The sequence below is a fragment of the Ramlibacter sp. genome (assembly GCF_035548915.1).
Taxonomy (GTDB): Bacteria; Pseudomonadota; Gammaproteobacteria; order Burkholderiales; family Burkholderiaceae_C; genus Ramlibacter.
Window position 1 is genome coordinate 1 of record NZ_DASZSE010000052.1, and the last position, 15982, is coordinate 15982.

The 15982-nt window shown below is 67.0% G+C and carries 23 protein-coding genes and 1 pseudogene; 18 read left to right on the top strand and 6 right to left on the bottom strand.

Features of this window, described 5'->3' with window-relative positions:
* The 13 genes and pseudogenes from tuf to VHA82_RS23390 all read left to right on the top strand — a co-directional run.
* Nucleotides 1–141: pseudogene (gene tuf, locus VHA82_RS23330) on the top strand (elongation factor Tu); the annotation flags it as partial.
* A 6-nt stretch (nt 142–147) separates the two neighbouring features.
* Nucleotides 148–492 carry a 30S ribosomal protein S10 gene (gene rpsJ / locus VHA82_RS23335; protein ID WP_325547658.1) on the top strand — a complete coding sequence of 115 codons (345 nt, stop codon included), beginning with the start codon at nt 148–150 and terminating at the stop codon, nt 490–492.
* A gap of 224 nt (nt 493–716) precedes the next feature.
* Nucleotides 717–1418 (top strand): 50S ribosomal protein L3, encoded by a 702-nt coding sequence (rplC, locus tag VHA82_RS23340; RefSeq protein ID WP_325547660.1) that lies wholly within the window; start codon nt 717–719, stop codon nt 1416–1418.
* Nucleotides 1418–2038, top strand: a complete 621-nt coding sequence (rplD, locus tag VHA82_RS23345; protein WP_325547664.1) for a 50S ribosomal protein L4 — start codon at nt 1418–1420, stop codon at nt 2036–2038. The genes rplC and rplD overlap by 1 nt, the downstream gene beginning before the upstream one ends.
* The gene (gene rplW / locus VHA82_RS23350) at nt 2035–2355 is read left to right on the top strand and encodes a 50S ribosomal protein L23 (protein WP_325547666.1); all 321 of its coding nucleotides are present in this window, start codon (nt 2035–2037) and stop codon (nt 2353–2355) included. The genes rplD and rplW overlap by 4 nt, the downstream gene beginning before the upstream one ends.
* Nucleotides 2356–2370: 15 nt before the next feature.
* A complete protein-coding gene (gene rplB, locus VHA82_RS23355; protein WP_325547668.1) occupies nt 2371–3195 on the top strand; it encodes a 50S ribosomal protein L2 in 825 nt (274 codons plus the stop codon).
* A gap of 12 nt (nt 3196–3207) precedes the next feature.
* Nucleotides 3208–3486, top strand: coding sequence for a 30S ribosomal protein S19 (gene rpsS, locus VHA82_RS23360; RefSeq protein WP_325547671.1), 279 nt, complete (start codon nt 3208–3210; stop codon nt 3484–3486).
* Nucleotides 3487–3498: 12 nt separating this feature from the next.
* On the top strand, nt 3499–3831 hold the full coding sequence (gene rplV / locus VHA82_RS23365; RefSeq protein ID WP_325547674.1) for a 50S ribosomal protein L22: 333 nt from the start codon (nt 3499–3501) through the stop codon (nt 3829–3831).
* Nucleotides 3832–3847: 16 nt separating this feature from the next.
* Nucleotides 3848–4792 carry a 30S ribosomal protein S3 gene (rpsC, locus tag VHA82_RS23370; protein ID WP_325547676.1) on the top strand — a complete coding sequence of 315 codons (945 nt, stop codon included), beginning with the start codon at nt 3848–3850 and terminating at the stop codon, nt 4790–4792.
* A 5-nt stretch (nt 4793–4797) separates the two neighbouring features.
* Nucleotides 4798–5214 carry a 50S ribosomal protein L16 gene (rplP, locus tag VHA82_RS23375; RefSeq protein ID WP_325547681.1) on the top strand — a complete coding sequence of 139 codons (417 nt, stop codon included), beginning with the start codon at nt 4798–4800 and terminating at the stop codon, nt 5212–5214.
* Between the two features lie 17 nt (nt 5215–5231).
* Nucleotides 5232–5441: a 50S ribosomal protein L29 gene (gene rpmC, locus VHA82_RS23380; RefSeq protein WP_325547683.1), complete on the top strand. Its 210-nt coding sequence runs from the start codon at nt 5232–5234 to the stop codon at nt 5439–5441.
* A gap of 9 nt (nt 5442–5450) precedes the next feature.
* Complete coding sequence (gene rpsQ / locus VHA82_RS23385) at nt 5451–5720, top strand: 30S ribosomal protein S17 (protein ID WP_325547686.1); 270 nt, start codon at nt 5451–5453, stop codon at nt 5718–5720.
* An 85-nt stretch (nt 5721–5805) separates the two neighbouring features.
* Entirely contained in the window at nt 5806–6312 is a 507-nt protein-coding gene (locus tag VHA82_RS23390) for a peroxiredoxin (RefSeq protein ID WP_325547689.1), read from the top strand.
* Between the two features lie 28 nt (nt 6313–6340).
* Here VHA82_RS23390 and VHA82_RS23395 read toward each other — a convergent pair whose 3' ends face one another.
* Together VHA82_RS23395 and VHA82_RS23400 are read right to left on the bottom strand one after the other, a co-directional pair.
* A complete protein-coding gene (locus tag VHA82_RS23395) occupies nt 6341–6772 on the bottom strand; it encodes a GNAT family N-acetyltransferase (protein WP_325547691.1) in 432 nt (143 codons plus the stop codon).
* Between the two features lie 135 nt (nt 6773–6907).
* Complete coding sequence (locus VHA82_RS23400) at nt 6908–7570, bottom strand: cytochrome b/b6 domain-containing protein (RefSeq protein WP_325547693.1); 663 nt, start codon at nt 7568–7570, stop codon at nt 6908–6910.
* 94 nt (nt 7571–7664) lie between these two features.
* Here VHA82_RS23400 and VHA82_RS23405 point away from each other — a divergent pair, with 94 nt between their 5' ends.
* Nucleotides 7665–8120 carry a cytochrome c gene (locus tag VHA82_RS23405; RefSeq protein WP_325547695.1) on the top strand — a complete coding sequence of 152 codons (456 nt, stop codon included), beginning with the start codon at nt 7665–7667 and terminating at the stop codon, nt 8118–8120.
* Between the two features lie 39 nt (nt 8121–8159).
* On the opposite strand, the gene VHA82_RS23410 is transcribed toward VHA82_RS23405, so the two are convergent.
* The 3 genes from VHA82_RS23410 to VHA82_RS23420 form a co-directional block, all read right to left on the bottom strand.
* Nucleotides 8160–8663: a TlpA disulfide reductase family protein gene (locus tag VHA82_RS23410; protein WP_325547697.1), complete on the bottom strand. Its 504-nt coding sequence runs from the start codon at nt 8661–8663 to the stop codon at nt 8160–8162.
* Nucleotides 8664–8767: 104 nt separating this feature from the next.
* Entirely contained in the window at nt 8768–9880 is a 1113-nt protein-coding gene (locus tag VHA82_RS23415) for a hypothetical protein (RefSeq protein WP_325547699.1), read from the bottom strand.
* A 121-nt stretch (nt 9881–10001) separates the two neighbouring features.
* Nucleotides 10002–11237 (bottom strand): CaiB/BaiF CoA-transferase family protein, encoded by a 1236-nt coding sequence (locus tag VHA82_RS23420; protein WP_325547701.1) that lies wholly within the window; start codon nt 11235–11237, stop codon nt 10002–10004.
* A 31-nt stretch (nt 11238–11268) separates the two neighbouring features.
* Here VHA82_RS23420 and VHA82_RS23425 point away from each other — a divergent pair, with 31 nt between their 5' ends.
* From VHA82_RS23425 to ptsP, 4 genes are all read left to right on the top strand, one after another.
* Entirely contained in the window at nt 11269–12489 is a 1221-nt protein-coding gene (locus tag VHA82_RS23425) for an MFS transporter (RefSeq protein WP_325547703.1), read from the top strand.
* Complete coding sequence (locus tag VHA82_RS23430) at nt 12486–12941, top strand: PTS fructose transporter subunit IIA (RefSeq protein ID WP_325547705.1); 456 nt, start codon at nt 12486–12488, stop codon at nt 12939–12941. The genes VHA82_RS23425 and VHA82_RS23430 overlap by 4 nt, the downstream gene beginning before the upstream one ends.
* The gene (locus VHA82_RS23435) at nt 12910–13179 is read left to right on the top strand and encodes an HPr family phosphocarrier protein (RefSeq protein WP_325547707.1); all 270 of its coding nucleotides are present in this window, start codon (nt 12910–12912) and stop codon (nt 13177–13179) included. Before VHA82_RS23430 ends, VHA82_RS23435 begins: the two co-directional genes overlap by 32 nt.
* 118 nt (nt 13180–13297) lie before the next feature.
* A complete protein-coding gene (gene ptsP / locus VHA82_RS23440) occupies nt 13298–15067 on the top strand; it encodes a phosphoenolpyruvate--protein phosphotransferase (protein WP_325547709.1) in 1770 nt (589 codons plus the stop codon).
* 35 nt (nt 15068–15102) lie between these two features.
* On the opposite strand, the gene VHA82_RS23445 is transcribed toward ptsP, so the two are convergent.
* Nucleotides 15103–15924 carry a DMT family transporter gene (locus tag VHA82_RS23445; protein WP_325547711.1) on the bottom strand — a complete coding sequence of 274 codons (822 nt, stop codon included), beginning with the start codon at nt 15922–15924 and terminating at the stop codon, nt 15103–15105.
* Nucleotides 15925–15982: the final 58 nt, after the last annotated feature.

Genomic DNA, 15982 nt, shown 5'->3' on the forward strand with positions numbered 1-15982 from the left:
GAAATGGTGATGCCGGGCGACAACGTGACGATCACGGTGAAGCTGATCGCCCCGATCGCCATGGAAGAGGGCCTGCGGTTTGCCATCCGCGAGGGCGGCAAGACGGTGGGCGCGGGCGTCGTCGCCAAGATCATGGAGTAATCGATCATGGCGCAACAACCCGCACAACCGCAGCCGCGCTCGCAGCAGCAGCGCATCCGCATCCGCCTGAAGGCGTTCGATTACAAGCTGATCGACCAGTCCGCCGCGGAGATCGTGGACACCGCCAAGCGCACGGGCGCGATCGTCAAAGGCCCGGTGCCCCTGCCGACGCGCATGCAGCGCTTCGACATCCTGCGTTCGCCGCACGTGAACAAGTCGAGCCGCGACCAGTTCGAGATTCGCACGCACCAGCGCCTGATGGACATCGTCGACCCGACGGACAAGACGGTGGATGCGCTGATGAAGCTCGATCTGCCGGCCGGCGTGGACGTCGAAATCAAGCTGCAGTGATGCAGTTCCTCCTTCTCCCCCCCAGGGGAGAGGGCTGGGGTGAGGGGCCGCCTTTGTGCGGCCTTGGCACGCCCCGCGCCATCAGGCTATAATCCCCGGCTCTGCCCGAAATGGGCGGAGGATAGTTAGCCGCCGGCCAGGCCGGCGGATCAATCAACCCTCTCTCGTACTTCAAACGCAGAAGCCAATTGCAGCGGCTGCGGCGGGAGCAAAGGAGCAAGAACATGGACTCGAGTCGAGAAGACCTCGGGTTGCTTGGCCGCAAGGTGGGCATGATGCGCCTCTTCACCGACGAAGGGGACGCCGTTCCCGTCACGGTGGTGGACGTGTCCGACAACCGCGTCACCCAGGTCAAGACCCAGGAAGCAGACGGCTACGTGGCCTTGCAGGTCACGTTCGGCAAGCGCAAGTCCTCGCGCGTCACCAAGCCGCTGGCCGGCCACCTCGCCAAAGCGAAGGTCGAAGCCGGTGAGATCATCCGCGAATTCCGCGTGAGCGCCGACCAGGCCGTCAAGTACGCCGCCGGCGCGACCGTTCCCGTGCAGGACCTCTTCGCCGCCGGCCAGAAGGTCGACGTGCAGGGAACGTCCATCGGCAAGGGCTTTGCCGGCACCATCAAGCGCCACAACTTCAGCTCGCAACGCGCCTCCCACGGCAACTCGCGCTCGCACAACGTGCCGGGCTCGATCTCCATGGCGCAGGACCCGGGCCGCGTGTTCCCCGGCAAGCGCATGTCCGGCCACATGGGCGACGTGACCGTGACCACGCAGAACCTCGACGTCATTCGCGTCGACGAAGCGCGCGGCCTGCTCATGATCCGCGGCGCCGTGCCCGGCGCCAAGGGCGGCTTCGTGACGGTTCGCCCCGCCGTGAAGGGCTCGCAACCGAAGGCTGCCTCCGAGGCCGCCGCGAAGGGAGCCAAGTGATGCAACTCGAACTCCTGAACGACCAGGGCCAGGCCGCGTCGAAGGTCGACGCGCCCGAGACCGTGTTCGGCCGCGAATACAACGAGGCGCTCGTGCACCAGATCGTGGTGGCCTTCCAGGCGAACGCGCGCCAGGGCACCCGAGCCCAGAAGGACCGCGCGACGGTCAAGCACTCGACCAAGAAGCCGTTTCGCCAGAAGGGCACGGGCCGCGCCCGCGCCGGCATGACCTCCTCGCCGCTTTGGCGCGGGGGCGGCCGCATCTTCCCGAACAGCCCGGAGGAGAACTTCTCCCACAAGGTCAACAAGAAGATGTACCGCGCCGGCATGGCGTCGATCTTTTCCCAGCTCGCCCGCGAAGGCCGCATCGCGGTGGTCGACTCCCTGAAGGTCGACAGCCCGAAGACGAAGCAGCTGGCCGCCAGGTTCAAGGCGATGAATCTGGATTCGGTGATGGTGATCGCCGACGAAGTCGATGAGAACCTGTACCTCGCCTCGCGGAACCTGCAGAACGTGCTCGTGGTCGAGCCGCGCTACGCCGATCCGCTGTCGCTGGTGCACTACAAGAAAGTGCTCGTCACCAAGGGCGCGATCGACAAGCTGAAGGAGATGTTCGCATGACCGCAACATCCAGCAAGTTCGACGAGGGCCGGCTGATGCAGGTGCTGGTCGAGCCCATCGTGTCCGAAAAGGCCACGCACGTGGCCGACAAGAGCAACGCCGTCACGTTCAAGGTCCTGCGCGACGCGACCAAGCCGGAGATCAAGGCCGCCGTCGAACTCATGTTCAAGGTGGAAGTGAAGGGCGTGTCGGTCGTGAACATCAAGGGCAAGACCAAGCGCTTCGGCCGCTCGACGGGCCGCCGCGACCACGTGCGCAAGGCGTACGTGACGCTCAAGCCCGGCCAGGAGCTGAACTTCTCCGGGGAGGCCGCCTAAACCGCGGAATGCATCATGGCTGTCATCAAGCACAAACCGACTTCCGCAGGCCAGCGCCACGTGGTGAAGGTCTCGCGCGACCACCTGCACAAGGGTGAGCCGTACGCGCCCCTGCTGGAGCCCCAGTTCCAGAAAGCCGGCCGCAACAACCGCGGCATCATCACGACCCGCCACAAAGGCGGCGGACACCGGCACCACTATCGCGTGGTCGACTTCCGCCGCGACAAGGACGGGGTCCCGGCCAAGGTGGAGCGGATCGAATACGACCCGAACCGCACGGCGCACATCGCACTCGTGTGCTACGCCGACGGCGAGCGACGCTACATCATCGCGCCGCGCGGCCTGGAAGTGGGCGCCACGCTCCTGTCCGGCTCGGAAGCGCCGATCCGGGCAGGCAACACCCTGCCGATCCGCAACATCCCGGTGGGCTCCACGATCCATTGCATCGAGCTGCAGGCGGGCAAGGGCGCGCAGATCGCGCGTTCGGCCGGCACCTCGGCCACGCTGCTGGCGCGCGAAGGCACCTACGCGCAGGTCCGCATGCGTTCGGGCGAAGTGCGCAAGATCCACATCGAATGCCGCGCCACCATCGGCGAAGTCGCGAACGAGGAACACAGCCTGCGCCAGATCGGCAAGGCCGGCACCAAGCGCCACATGGGCATCCGCCCGACGGTGCGCGGCGTCGCCATGAACCCGATCGACCACCCGCACGGCGGCGGCGAAGGCCGCACCGGCACGGGCATGCCGCCGGTCGATCCGTGGGGCAACCTCACCAAGGGTTACCGCACGCGCAGCAACAAGCGCACGCAGACGTTCATCGTCGCGCGGCGCAAGAAATAAGGGGTCGATGACATGACTCGTTCTCTCAAAAAGGGTCCCTTCGTCGACCACCACCTGCAGGCGAAAGTCGACAAGGCCGTCACCACCAAGGACAAGAAGCCGATCAAGACCTGGTCGCGCCGCTCCATGATCCTGCCCGAGTTCATCGGGGTCACGATCGCCGTGCACAACGGCAAGCAGCACGTGCCGGTCTACATCACCGACCAGATGGTCGGCCACAAGCTGGGCGAATTCGCGCTCACGCGGACCTTCAAGGGTCACCCGGCCGACAAGAAGGTCGTGAAGAAGTAAGGGGCACACAACATGGCTGAAACCAAAGCAGTCCTGCGCGGCGTCCGCCTCTCGGTGGACAAGGGCCGCCTCGTGGCCGACCTGATCCGCGGCAAGAAGGTGGACCAGGCACTCGACATCCTGAACTTCACCCAGAAAAAGGGTGCCGTCATCGTGCGCAAGGTGCTCGAGTCCGCGATCGCGAACGCCGAGCACAACGACGGAGTCGACATCGACGAGCTGAAGGTGAAGACGATCTACGTGGAACAAGGCACCGTGCTCAAGCGCTTCACCGCGCGGGCCAAGGGCCGCGGCAACCGCATCAGCAAGTCCACGTGCCACGTGTACGTGACGGTCGGCAACTAAGACACAGGCAAGAGACATGGGACAGAAAATCCATCCGACGGGCTTTCGCCTGGCCGTCACGCGCAACTGGAACAGCCGCTGGTACGCGAACAACCGCGACTTCGGCCACATGCTCGCGGAAGACATCAAGGTTCGCGAGTACCTGAAGAAGAAGCTGAAGAACGCCGCGGTGAGCCGCGTGCTGATCGAGCGGCCGGCGAAGAACGCGCGCATCACGATCTACTCGGCGCGTCCGGGTGTGGTGATCGGCAAGAAGGGCGAGGACATCGAGAACCTGAAGAAGGAACTCGCCACTCGCCTGGGCGTGCCGGTCGCGGTCAACATCGAGGAAGTGCGCAAGCCCGAAGTCGATGCGCAGCTCATCGCCGACTCGATCACCCAGCAGCTCGAAAAGCGCATCATGTTCCGCCGCGCGATGAAGCGCGCGATGCAAAACGCGATGCGCCTGGGCGCGCAGGGCATCAAGATCATGTCGTCGGGGCGCCTGAACGGCATCGAAATCGCGCGCACCGAGTGGTATCGCGAAGGCCGCGTGCCGCTTCACACGCTGCGCGCCGACATCGACTACGGCTTCTCCGAAGCCAAGACGACGTACGGCGTGATCGGCGTGAAGGTGTGGGTCTACAAGGGCGACACGCTCGGCCGCACCGACATCCCGTCGCTCGATTCGACGCCGCGCCCCGAGGGCGAAGAGCGCCGCGGCCCGCGCGGTCCGCGCCGTGACGGCGACCGCCGCGGCGGCCCCGGCGGTGACCGCCGTGGCGGCGCAGGCGGCGGCCGTGGCCCGCGTTCCGGCGCGAGCGCCGGCGGCCCCGTGGGCACGGCGCCCGCGGATGGCTCCGACAAGCCGCAAGAAGCCACTTCAGGCGCAGCCGATGCGCCGAAAACGACCGTTAAGCGCGTGCCCCGCAAGGGCGCCGCGCCGGCCGGCGCAACGCCTGCCGACGGTAAAGGAGAGTAAACATCATGCTGCAACCTGCTCGCCGCAAATACCGCAAGGAGCAAAAAGGCCGCAACACCGGCGTCGCCACACGGGGCAACTCGGTGGCGTTCGGTGACTTCGGCCTGAAGTCGACCGATCGCGGCCGCCTCACGGCGCGCCAGATCGAAGCCGCCCGTCGGGCCATCACGCGCCACGTGAAGCGCGGCGGCCGCATCTGGATTCGCGTGTTCCCGGACAAGCCGATCTCGCAGAAGCCCGCCGAAGTGCGGATGGGCAACGGCAAGGGCAATCCGGAGTACTACGTGGCCGAAATCCAGCCGGGCAAGGTGCTCTACGAGATCGTGGGTGTGCCCGAGGAGCTCGCGCGCGAGGCGTTCAAGCTGGCCGCGGCCAAGTTGCCGCTGCGCACGACTTTCGTCGCCCGCACGCTCGGCGCCTGATCGGAGGAACGACAGACATGGCAAACAAATCCGCCGACCTGCGTCAGAAGGACGTGGCCGCTCTCGAGGGCGAAGTGAAGGAGCTCCAGAGAGCCCACTTCGGCCTGCGCATGCAGAAGGCCACGCAACAGTTGAGCAACACAGCGTCGCTGCGCGTCACGCGCCGGGACGTCGCGCGCGCGAAGACGATCCTCGCGCAAAAGCGCGCAGAATCTTCGAGCAAGTAAGGAGTGAACGTGACGGAAGCCAAGACCTCGCTCGAGCGCACTCTCGTCGGTCGCGTGGTGAGCGACAAGCGTGCCAAGACCGTGACGGTGCTCGTCGAGCGCCGCGTGAAGCACCCGCTGTACGGCAAGATCGTGATCAAGTCGTCCAAGTATCACGCCCACGACGAGAAGGGCGAATTCCACACGGGCGACGTGATCGAGATCAAGGAATCGAAGCCCATCTCCAAGACCAAGAACTGGGTCGCGACCCGCCTGGTCGAGAAGGCCGTCGAGGTGTAAATCCTCGGCGATCTTCGGGCGTTCGCAGACAAGACGCCACGAAACGGCTCACAATGTGGGCCGTTTCTTTTTTTGAGGAGAACACATGATCAAGGTCGGAGACGAACTGCCGGACGTGACGCTGCAGGAATACTCGGAAGTCGAGGGCAACGGTTGCAGCATCGGCCCCAATCCCGTGAAGGTCCGCGAAGCGGCCAAGGGCAAGACCATCGCCCTCTTCGCGGTGCCCGGCGCTTTCACACCGACTTGCTCGGCCAAGCACGTGCCGAGCTATCTTCAGAACTATGACGAGCTGAAGAAGGCGGGCGTGGACGAGGTCTGGTGCGTGAGCGTGAACGACGCGCACGTGATGGGCGCGTGGGCGCGCGATCAGAAGAGCGGCGGCAAGGTGCGCATGCTCGCCGACGGCAGCGCGGATTTCGCGAAGGCCACCGGGCTCACGCTCGACCTCACGGGTCGCGGAATGGGCGTGCGGATGCAGCGCAGCTCGATGCTGGTGAAGGACGGCAAAGTCGCCTCGGTGAATGTCGAGGCGCCGGGCAAGTTCGAGGTGAGCGACGGCGCCACCATGCTCGCGCAGGCGAGGGGCTAGGCGGTGGAAGGGCGCCTCGCCGCGCCCATCACAGATCCGCCTTGAGGTAGTGCGCCCCCGCGATCGGGTTGTGATAGTAGGGCGGCACCTCTTCGAAGCCGAGTTCCGCATACAGCGCGCGCGCTGCTTCCATGTCGTCCAGCGTATCCAGCAGCACGCTCGTATAGCCGGCGAGCCGCGCGGCATCGAGCGCGGCCTCCGCGAGCTGCCGGCCGAGGCCGAAACCGCGAAACGCCTTTCGGACGTACAGGCGCTTCATCTCCGCGGCATTCGGATAGTCCGCGTTGTCGAGCGGCCTGAGCGCCACGCACCCCGCGACTTCGCCGTCGACCCACGCCAGCAGCAGGGCGCCGCGCGGCGCCGCGTACTCACCAGGCAACGTCGCGAGCTCCTGCTCGAAATTCTGGAAACACAGGTCGATGCCGAGACCCTGCGCGTATTCGCGAAAGATGTCGCGCACGGCGTCGAGCTCGTCGGGAAGGGGGGCAGTCGAGAGTTCGACCGCAGGAGATGTCTTCGCTAACACGCGCTCAGGAAGGAATTCCGGGGCAGGCCAGTTTATCGGCAAGGCGGCCGGGACGCCAGCCGGAGTCGTTCAGTGGCTGCCGAGCGTCCAGATCCAGCTCATCAGTGCGGCGCAGGCGACGAAGACGCCCAGACCCAGTACGCGCCGCCAGGCGTCGTCGCGCGAAGCCGGAACGTCCGCCGCGAGCTGCTTGTCGCCATTCACCATCGGCCCCACGAGATCCAGCTGGCGCCGCCAGCGGTAGTACGCGATCGCGGCGATGTGGAGGATGACGAGGGCAATGATCAGGATCTGTCCGATGTTTCGGTGATAGCGAGTGATTGCTTTACCGGTTGAATTGCTGACCAGGACGTTCAGCGGTCCGGCAAAATCCTCGAGCGTGGTGCTGAAGAGACCCGTGGCCACTTGCACCAGCAGCACGGCCAGCATCGCGAGCACCGAGATCGCGCCGAGGGGGTTGTGGCCGATCGCCGCCCGATCGTCGCGTGACTGGAGGTAGCGCAGCACCGAGCCGGGCGTGGGAACGAAGCTTGCGAAGCGCGACCAGCGGCCGCCGAGGAAGCCCCATGCGACACGGAAGATCAAGAGGCAGCCCGCGGCCCAGCCGAATCGGGCGTGCCAGTCCATCGCATCGCCGCCGGTGTAGCCCGTGACGAAGAGGCCGAGAACGCAGGCGGCGAGCAGCCAGTGGAAGACGCGCGTGGGCAGATCCCAGATCCGGACGGCCGGCATGAAGTCCCTCTGAACGTGTTTTCCCCGATTATCGCGGCGTGGAATAGAACGCATCGCTGGGCTGTTAATCTTCGGGTCGACTGAAGGAGCCTCCATGAAACGGCATATTCCGCTGGCCGCCGTGCTGGCGCTGGCGATCGCGCTGCCCGCGGCCGCGCAATTCCGCAAACCCGAGGACGCGGTCAAGTACCGCCAGAGCGTGATGTTCGTGATGAGCAACAACCTGTACACGCGTATCGGCGGCATGGTCAACGGCCGCATTCCTTACGATGCTCACGCCGCGGCGACCAGCGCGGACACGGTGGTCTTCCTGTCCAGGCTGCCGTGGGACGCGTTCATCCCCGGCACCGAGAACGTCGGCCGAACCGACGCGAAGCCGGGCATCTGGACCGAGCCCGCCAAGTTCAAGGACCTGCAGGAGAAGATGCAGTCAGAGGTACTGAAGCTCGCGCAGGTCACAAAGACAGGCGATCTCGAAGCCCTCAAGGTGGCCTACCGCGCGACGACGGCCGCGTGCAAGAACTGCCACGACAGCTACACGAGTCAATGAAGCGGTGACGCTTCGCGGGCCGAGCAGGCCGAGGCGCGCTCAGGCTTCGGCGAGGAGCTTCTGGATCAGCTGCTCCAGCTCGGCGAAGTCGGGCTCGCCCACATAGCGCTTCACGATTTCGCCTTTCTTGTTGACGAGATAGCTCGTGGGCGTGAGCTGCACGTCGCCCCACGCCTTGGCGACGTTGCCCGTGTTGTCGATCGCGACCTTGAACGGCAGCTTGCGCGTCTGGGCGTAGTTCACCACGTAGCTGGGCGGATCGTAGCTCATGGCCACGGCGAGCGTGTCGTAGCCGCGGCCCTTGTACTTGTCGTACGTGGCGATCACCTTGGGCATCTCGCCCACGCAGGTGACGCAACTCGTCGCCCAGAAGTTGACGAAGGTGACCTTGCCCTTCAGGTCGGCCGTGGTCTGCTTCGAGCCGTCGAGCAGCACGAAAGTCGATGCGGGCGCCACCTCGGAGCCCGTGCTCGCATACACGCCGATGCCTGCCGCGACGGCCACCGCGGCCGCGGCCACACCGATCCAAGCCTTGCTTGCCATGGCGCGATTCTAGCGAGGCCGAGGGCAGTGCGCTGGCCGTGGGTGAAAGCGACGGTCCAGGCGAGGTCCAGACGCGCGAATCAAGCCGAACGAAGCCGAAATGCTCAAGCGACCTTCGCGAGCTCCATGGCCAGGATCGAAGGCAGCTGCGACTTGATGGCGTCCCGGCTGATCCGGCTCATGCGGTCGCCCATCCAGCTCGCGACTTCCACGACATTCGTGCCCTGGGCGATCTCGACGAAAGGAAAGTTCACGTTGTGGTCCAGGAGGTCCGCGCGCAACTCGTCGAACTGCGCGTCATGCAGCTTCTCATCGATGACGATGATGTGCGGCGGATCGAGTTCGCAAAACCGAACGGCCTGCCGCGTGGTCGGCGTGCTGTCCAGGACGACGCCCATGCCGTCGCAGACTTCCTGCAGTTCGTGCTTCAGGAAGTCGTCGTTGCACACGAGCAGCAGCCGGTGCCCCGCGAGCGGCCGCGTCTCGCTGTGCCCCATCTCGCCGCCGTCGACCTCCACAGCCGTGAGCCCTTCGAGCTGGCGCACCGTGCGCGGGAATTCGATGGAGAGCATCGTCTGGTCGCCGAGCACTTCGCGTTCCACGAGCACACCCATCGCCTGTGCGAGCTGCAAGAGCAGATACCAGTCGAGGTTGTCGGCCACCGGCGCCTCGAGCTTTTCGGGCGTGACGCCGCCGGTCACGGCCGGCCGCACCTTGAAAAGGAGCACCGCGTGTTCCGGCCAGTTCTTCATGTCGAGCCACACCTGGATGCGCTGGCCGCGCGCCGCGGCCCAGTCCACCGCGGTCTCGAGCAGGCTCACGAGGAGTCCCGGGTCGACGATCACTTCCACCATGCGCAGGTGCGGCTCGACGTCCACGCCTTCGCGGCGCAGGCGCTTCGCGCTTTCCTTCAGCACCTGCGCGACGAGCTCCTGCAGGCTCAATCGTTCGTGCGACTGGCGCAGCCGCCCGCCGGCCAGCCGCGACAGCTGCTGGCTTTGCTTGGCGATGCGCCGGGCGCCCGCGACGGCCTTGCGCAACGCGGCAAGTTCCTGGCGCGAGATGTAGCGCGCGCCGTCGAAGTCCTCGAGGATCGCATCCATGTCCGCGACATGGCGCGACAGCTCCGCGCCGATCACTTGCGGCACAACGAGATTGCCTTCCGCAGGCTTGTGCGGCGTGCTCGCAGGCGCGGCTATCTTTCGATTTGGTTCCATGAGTGGCTGTGCCGGCTGCCTGCAGCCGACCCCCTGTGGCCCATTCTGTCACGGCGGGGCCGTGCTGGAAAGGGAATCGCATCCGGCGGCGAGTGCCACCGAGTCGCTCGCGAGCGGGCCATCAGATGACGTTTGCCTCCTTCAGTGCCGCGATGTCGTCCGGCGCGAGGCCGAGCACGTCGCGCAGCACCTGCTGCGTGTGCTCGCCAAGCAGCGGCGGCGGCAAATCGCTTCGCACCGGTGTCTGCGAGAGTTTCAAGGGGCTTCCGACGAGGCGCAGGCCCGCGCGCAGCGGGTGCTGCCATTCGTGCACCATGCCGCGTTCGATCACCTGCGTGTCGGCAAAGACTTCGGCGAGGTTGTTGATGGCGCCGCAAGGCACCTTCGCCGCTTCGAGCGCGGCCAGCCAGTCGGCCTTGCCGCGCGACTTCATCACCGCTTCCAATAGTGGGACGAGCGCAGCGCGATTGCGCACGCGGTCGCGGTTCTTCGCATAGCGCGGATCGCTCGCGAGTTCGGGCCGTCCCGCCACGTCGCAGAACTTCGCGAACTGGGAGTCGTTGCCCACCGCGAGGATGATGTGCTCCCGCAGGCCGTCCCGCGCGGGCGCGACCTCGAACACCTGGTAGGGCACGATGTTCTGGTGCGCGTTGCCCGCGCGGCCGGGCACGCTGCCGCTCACGAGGTAGTTCGCGCCGAGATTGGCGAGCATCGCGACTTGCGTATCGAGGAGGGCCATGTCGATGTGCTGGCCTTCGCCCGTGCGCTCGGCGTGGCGCAGCGCGGCGAGGATCGCCACCGCCGAATACATGCCGGTGAAGAGATCCGCGACCGCGACACCCACCTTCTGCGGCCCGCCGCCCAGATCGTCGCGCTCGCCCGTGATGCTCATGAGCCCGCCCATGCCCTGCACCGCGTAGTCGTAGCCCGCGCGCTCGCGATACGGCCCGGTCTGCCCGAAGCCCGTGATGCTGCAGTAGACGAGGCGCGGATTCAGCTCGCGCAGGCTCGCGTAGTCGAGCCCGTAGCGCGACATGTCGCCCACCTTGAAGTTCTCGACGAACACGTGGCAATGCGCGGCGAGCGCGCGGACGAGCGCCTGGCCCCGCGGCTTGGCGATGTCGCAGGTGACCGAACGCTTGTTGCGGTTGGTACCGAGGTAGTAGGCGGCGTCCCCGATGTCGCGTCCTTCCCCATCCTCGAGGAAGGGCGGACCCCAGCCCCGCGTGTCGTCGCCGCTGTCGGGCCGCTCGATCTTGATCACGTCGGCACCCAGGTCGGCGAGCGTCTGCGTGCACCACGGACCCGCCAGCACGCGCGACAGGTCCAGCACGCGGATTCCATCCAGTGCATTCATGGTGAGCGATTGTGGAGTCAAATCGCGCCTCATGAGTTCGCAGTCGCGTCGCCCGGGGGTGGGGATGTTCATGGCCTTCGCCTTCGCCTATTTCTTCGCTGCGTGGCTGAGGGCGATCACGGCCGTGCTCGCGCCCGACCTCACGCGCGAATTCGGGCTCGATGCCGGCCAGCTCGGGCTGCTCGCGGGCGGCTACTTCCTCGGCTTCGCGGCCACGCAGCTGCCGCTTGGCAACTGGCTCGACCGGCATGGACCGAAGCGCGTGATCCTCGGCTTTCTCGCCGTGGCCGTCGCGGGATGCGCGGCCTTCGCGTTGGCGTCGAACTTCGCCGGGCTCCTGGCCGCGCGTGCCTTGTGCGGCATGGGCGTGAGCGCCGGGCTCATGGCGCCTCTCACCGGATTTCGCCGCTGGTTCACGCCCGGCGCGCAATTGCGCGCGAACTCGTGGATGCTCATGACGGGATCGCTCGGCATGGTGGCCTCCACGCTGCCCGTGCAGTGGCTGCTGCCGCTCATGGGCTGGCGCGGCCTCTTCTGGGGCCTGGCCGCGCTCATCGGACTCGCGATGGTCTTCATCGCCTGGCAGGTGCCGCGCTGGGATGCGCCGGCGGCAGGCGCGGGCTCGCGGGGCAGCTATGCGCAAATCTGGAAGAACGCCTACTTCCGCCGCATGGCGCCGGTGGGTTTCGTGACCTACGGCGGCATGATCGCGGTGCAGAGCCTGTGGGCGGGGCCCTGGATGGTGCGGGTGGCGGGCTATTCGACACTGCAGGCGGCCACAGGGCTTTTCATCGTGAACGCGAGCATGCTGCTCACCTTCTGGACCTGGGGCCTCGTGAACCCCGCGCTCGTGCGGCGCGGCTGGACGGCCGAGCGGCTGATCGCGTGGGGGCTGCCCCTCAACTTCCTGGTGCTGGCGGCCATCGTCGCCGCCGGAAGCGGCGCGGGCGCGGGCGCTCTCGCGCTTTTTTGCGTCACGTCCACCGTCGTCGCCCTCGCGTTGCCGGCCGTGGGGATGGCATTCCCGTCCGAGCTGGCGGGGCGGGCGCTCTCGGCATTCAACCTCGTGATCTTCGCGGGCGTGTTCGTGATTCAATGGGGCATCGGCCTCACGGTCGACGCCTTTCTCGCGGGCGGACTCGGGGCGGCCGATGCATTCCGCGCGGCGTTGGCCGTGTTCGGTGCCTCGAGCGTTGCCGCCTATGGCTGGTTCCTGCTTGCCAGCGGGGATAATGTCCACCAGCACTCATGAACGGCATCCTGCTCATCGCCCACGCCCCGCTGGCCAACGCGTTGCGCCAGTGCGCCTTGCACGTGTTTCCCGATTGCGGGCCGGGCCTGGCCGCGATCGACGTGCAGCCCAACCTGTCGCCGGAGGAAACTCTGGCGGCCGCGCGCATCGCCCTCGAGCAGCTCCAGCGCGTGCCGCAGGTGAAGGGCGTGCTCGTCCTCGCCGACATCTTCGGCGCCACGCCGAGCAACGTCGCGCAAAAGCTCGTGGACGGCGTGCGTTCGCGCCTCATCACAGGCGTGAACCTGCCGATGCTGCTGAGGAGCGTGAGCTACCGGCACGAGCCGCTCGAAACACTCGTGTCGCGCGCGATGGTGGGCGGCACGCAAGGCGTGATGCAGGTCGCCGTGACCGCGCCGCAGAACCAGCCACGACGCAACCATGATCAGGACGAACGCGACCATCAGCAATAAGCTGGGCCTGCACGCGCGGGCCTCGGCCAAGCTCACCAAGCTCGCGGGCAGCTACCCGTGCGACGTGTGGATGTCGCGCGGCGAGCGCCGCGTGAATGCGAAGAGCATCATGGGCGTGATGATGCTGGCCGCGGGGATCGGCACGGAAATCACGCTCGAGACGAGCGGCGAGAAGGAGCAGGAGTGCATGGACGCCCTGCTCGCCCTAATCAAGGACAAGTTCGGAGAAGGCGAGTGAATAGGGCCCCCACGCTCCCCGCTTCGCGAGGTTCGCTGCCCCCCGAGGGGGCTCTTCCGCCTTGGGGCGGCCCGGCGGCGGAAGGGATCGCGCCGGAACCGGCACCGGAACTCGCATCATGACCTTCTCCATCCACGGCATCGCGGTCGCGCGCGGCATCGCCATCGGGCGTGCCGTGATTCTCGCGTCCGGCCGGGTGGACGTCGCGCACTACTTCATCGAATCGGACCAGACCGACTCCGAGATCGCGCGCGTGCGCGCCGGACGCAACGCGGTGGTCGACGAAATCCACCGGCTGCAGCAGACCATCGCCTCCATGGGGCCGAAGGAGGCGCCGCACGAACTCTCCGCGCTGCTCGACGTGCACCTGATGCTCCTGCAGGACGAGGAGCTCATCCAGGGCGTGAAGCACTGGATCACCGATCGCCTCTACAACGCCGAATGGGCGCTCACGACGCAGCTCGACGTGCTCTCGCGCCAGTTCGACGACATGGAGGACGAATACCTGCGCGAACGCAAGGCCGACCTCGAACAGGTGGCCGAACGCATCCTGCGCTACATGAAAGGCGCGCCCTCGCCCGTCACGCATCCGCCGCCCTCGAAGCGCAAGACGCCGCAAGACCTCCTGCTCGACGACAGCGTGGACGTGCCGCTCGTGCTCGTGGCGCACGACCTCTCCCCGGCGGACATGCTGCAGTTCAAGCAGAGCGTGTTCGCGGGCTTCGCGACGGACGTCGGCGGCAAGACGTCGCACACGGCCATCGTCGCGCGCAGTCTCGACATTCCCGCGGTCGTGGGCGCGCGCAGCGCGAGCCAGCTCGCGCGTCAGGACGACTGGGTGATCATCGACGGCGACGCCGGCGTGATGATCGTCGACCCGTCGCCCATCATCCTCGCGGAATACGGCTTCAAGCAGCGGCAAGGCGAGCTCGAACGCGGCCGGCTCGCGCGGCTGCGCCACACGCCCGCCCTCACGCTCGACGGCCAGAAGATCGAGCTGCTCGCCAACATCGAACTGCCCGAAGACGCGATCTCCGCACTGAAAGCGGGCGCCGCGGGCGTGGGCCTGTTCCGCAGCGAATTCCTCTTCATGGGCCGCAACGGGAACACGCCCGACGAAGAGGAGCAGTACGACGCGTATCGCCGCGCGATCGAAGGCATGGAAGGCTTGCCCGTCACGATCCGCACCGTGGACGTGGGGGCCGACAAGCCGCTGGACGATTCGCATCGCGACGAAGCGCACGCCAACCCGGCGCTCGGGCTGCGCGCCATCCGCTGGAGCCTGTCGGAGCCGGAGATGTTTCGCACGCAACTGCGCGCGATCCTGCGGGCGGCGGCTCACGGCAAGGTGAACCTGCTCGTGCCGATGCTCGCGCATGCGGGCGAGATTCGGCAGACGCTCTCGCTCATCGACTTCGCGCGGGCCGAACTCGACAACCGCGGCACGCCCTACGGCCCGGTGCAGATCGGCGCGATGATCGAAGTGCCCGCTGCGGCGCTGTCGCTGCGCACCTTCCTGCGCTATTTCGATTTCCTGTCGATCGGCACGAACGACCTGATCCAGTACACGCTCGCGATCGACCGCGACGACGAGTCGGTGGCGCACCTCTACGACCCGTGCCACCCGGCCGTGCTGAAGCTCGTGGCCGACACGATCGCCGAATGCAACCGCCAGGGCAAAGGCGTGAGCGTGTGCGGCGAGATGGCGGGCGACGTGCAGTTCACGCGGCTCCTGCTCGGGCTCGGGCTTCGCAGCTTTTCGATGCACCCCGCGCAGATCCTCACCGTGAAGCAGGAAGTGCTGCGCGCCGACGCCTCGCGCCTGCAGGCGTGGGCGCGCGAGGTGATCGAAGCCGAGGACCCCGCGGCGCTGCTGAATGCCGGCTGAGGGCTCGGCGGGGTAGCGAGCGCAGGCGCTCGCGCTTACCGTGCCCGCGTCCCGATCAACGCCGCGCCGATGATCAGCACCGCGGCGAGCACGATGCTCCACGTGAACGGCCGCCCCGTCACGAGCACGAGCAGCGCCGTCGAAGCCAGCGGCGTGATGTAGCTGAGAATGCCGATGTGCCTCGCGTCCCCGGCTTTCAGCGCGCGGTCCCAGAGGAAGAATGCGGCGCCGAGCGGCCCGAGCCCCATCGCCACGATCAGTATCCAGTCCTGCGCATCGAGCGTGACCCCCGGCTCGATGAGCGCGTGGCACAGCAGCGCAAGCAGCCCCGAGACCAGGCCGAAGAGACCGACCGCGGCGGTGGGAAAGGCCGGCACGCGCCGCGTCCAAAGCGAGTAGCTCGCCCACATGAAGGCGGAGCCGAGCGCCGGCAGATAGCCCCAGGCCCAGCGCGCATCGGCTGCGCCGCTGCCGAGAATCGCGATGGCCGCGCCCGCGAATCCGGCGAGCGCCGCGATCACGTGCGCGGCTTTCAGTGTCATCCCCGGCAGGAAAAGCGGCGCGAGCACGACGATGAAAAGCGGCCAGAGGTAATTCACGAGATTCGCTTCCACCGGCGGCGCATGGCGCAACGCGACGAAGAGGAGGAAGTGATAGCCGAACAAGCCGTAGATGCCAAGCGCCATCGTGCGCGCGGGCACGCGCCACTGCGCGAAGCGCGGCCACGCGGGGACGCTGCCGATCACGAGCGCGAGACCGGTGAGAAGAAATGGCGGCACGTGCTTCAGCGACACGCCGAGCGACGCGAGCAAGGCCCAGAGCGCGATCGCGCCCAATGCGAACAGGTTGGCAGGCATGGCCGCGAGCTTACCGCCGCTTCGTGGCGCGCACCCCTGGGCGCGAAGCGTGCTGCCC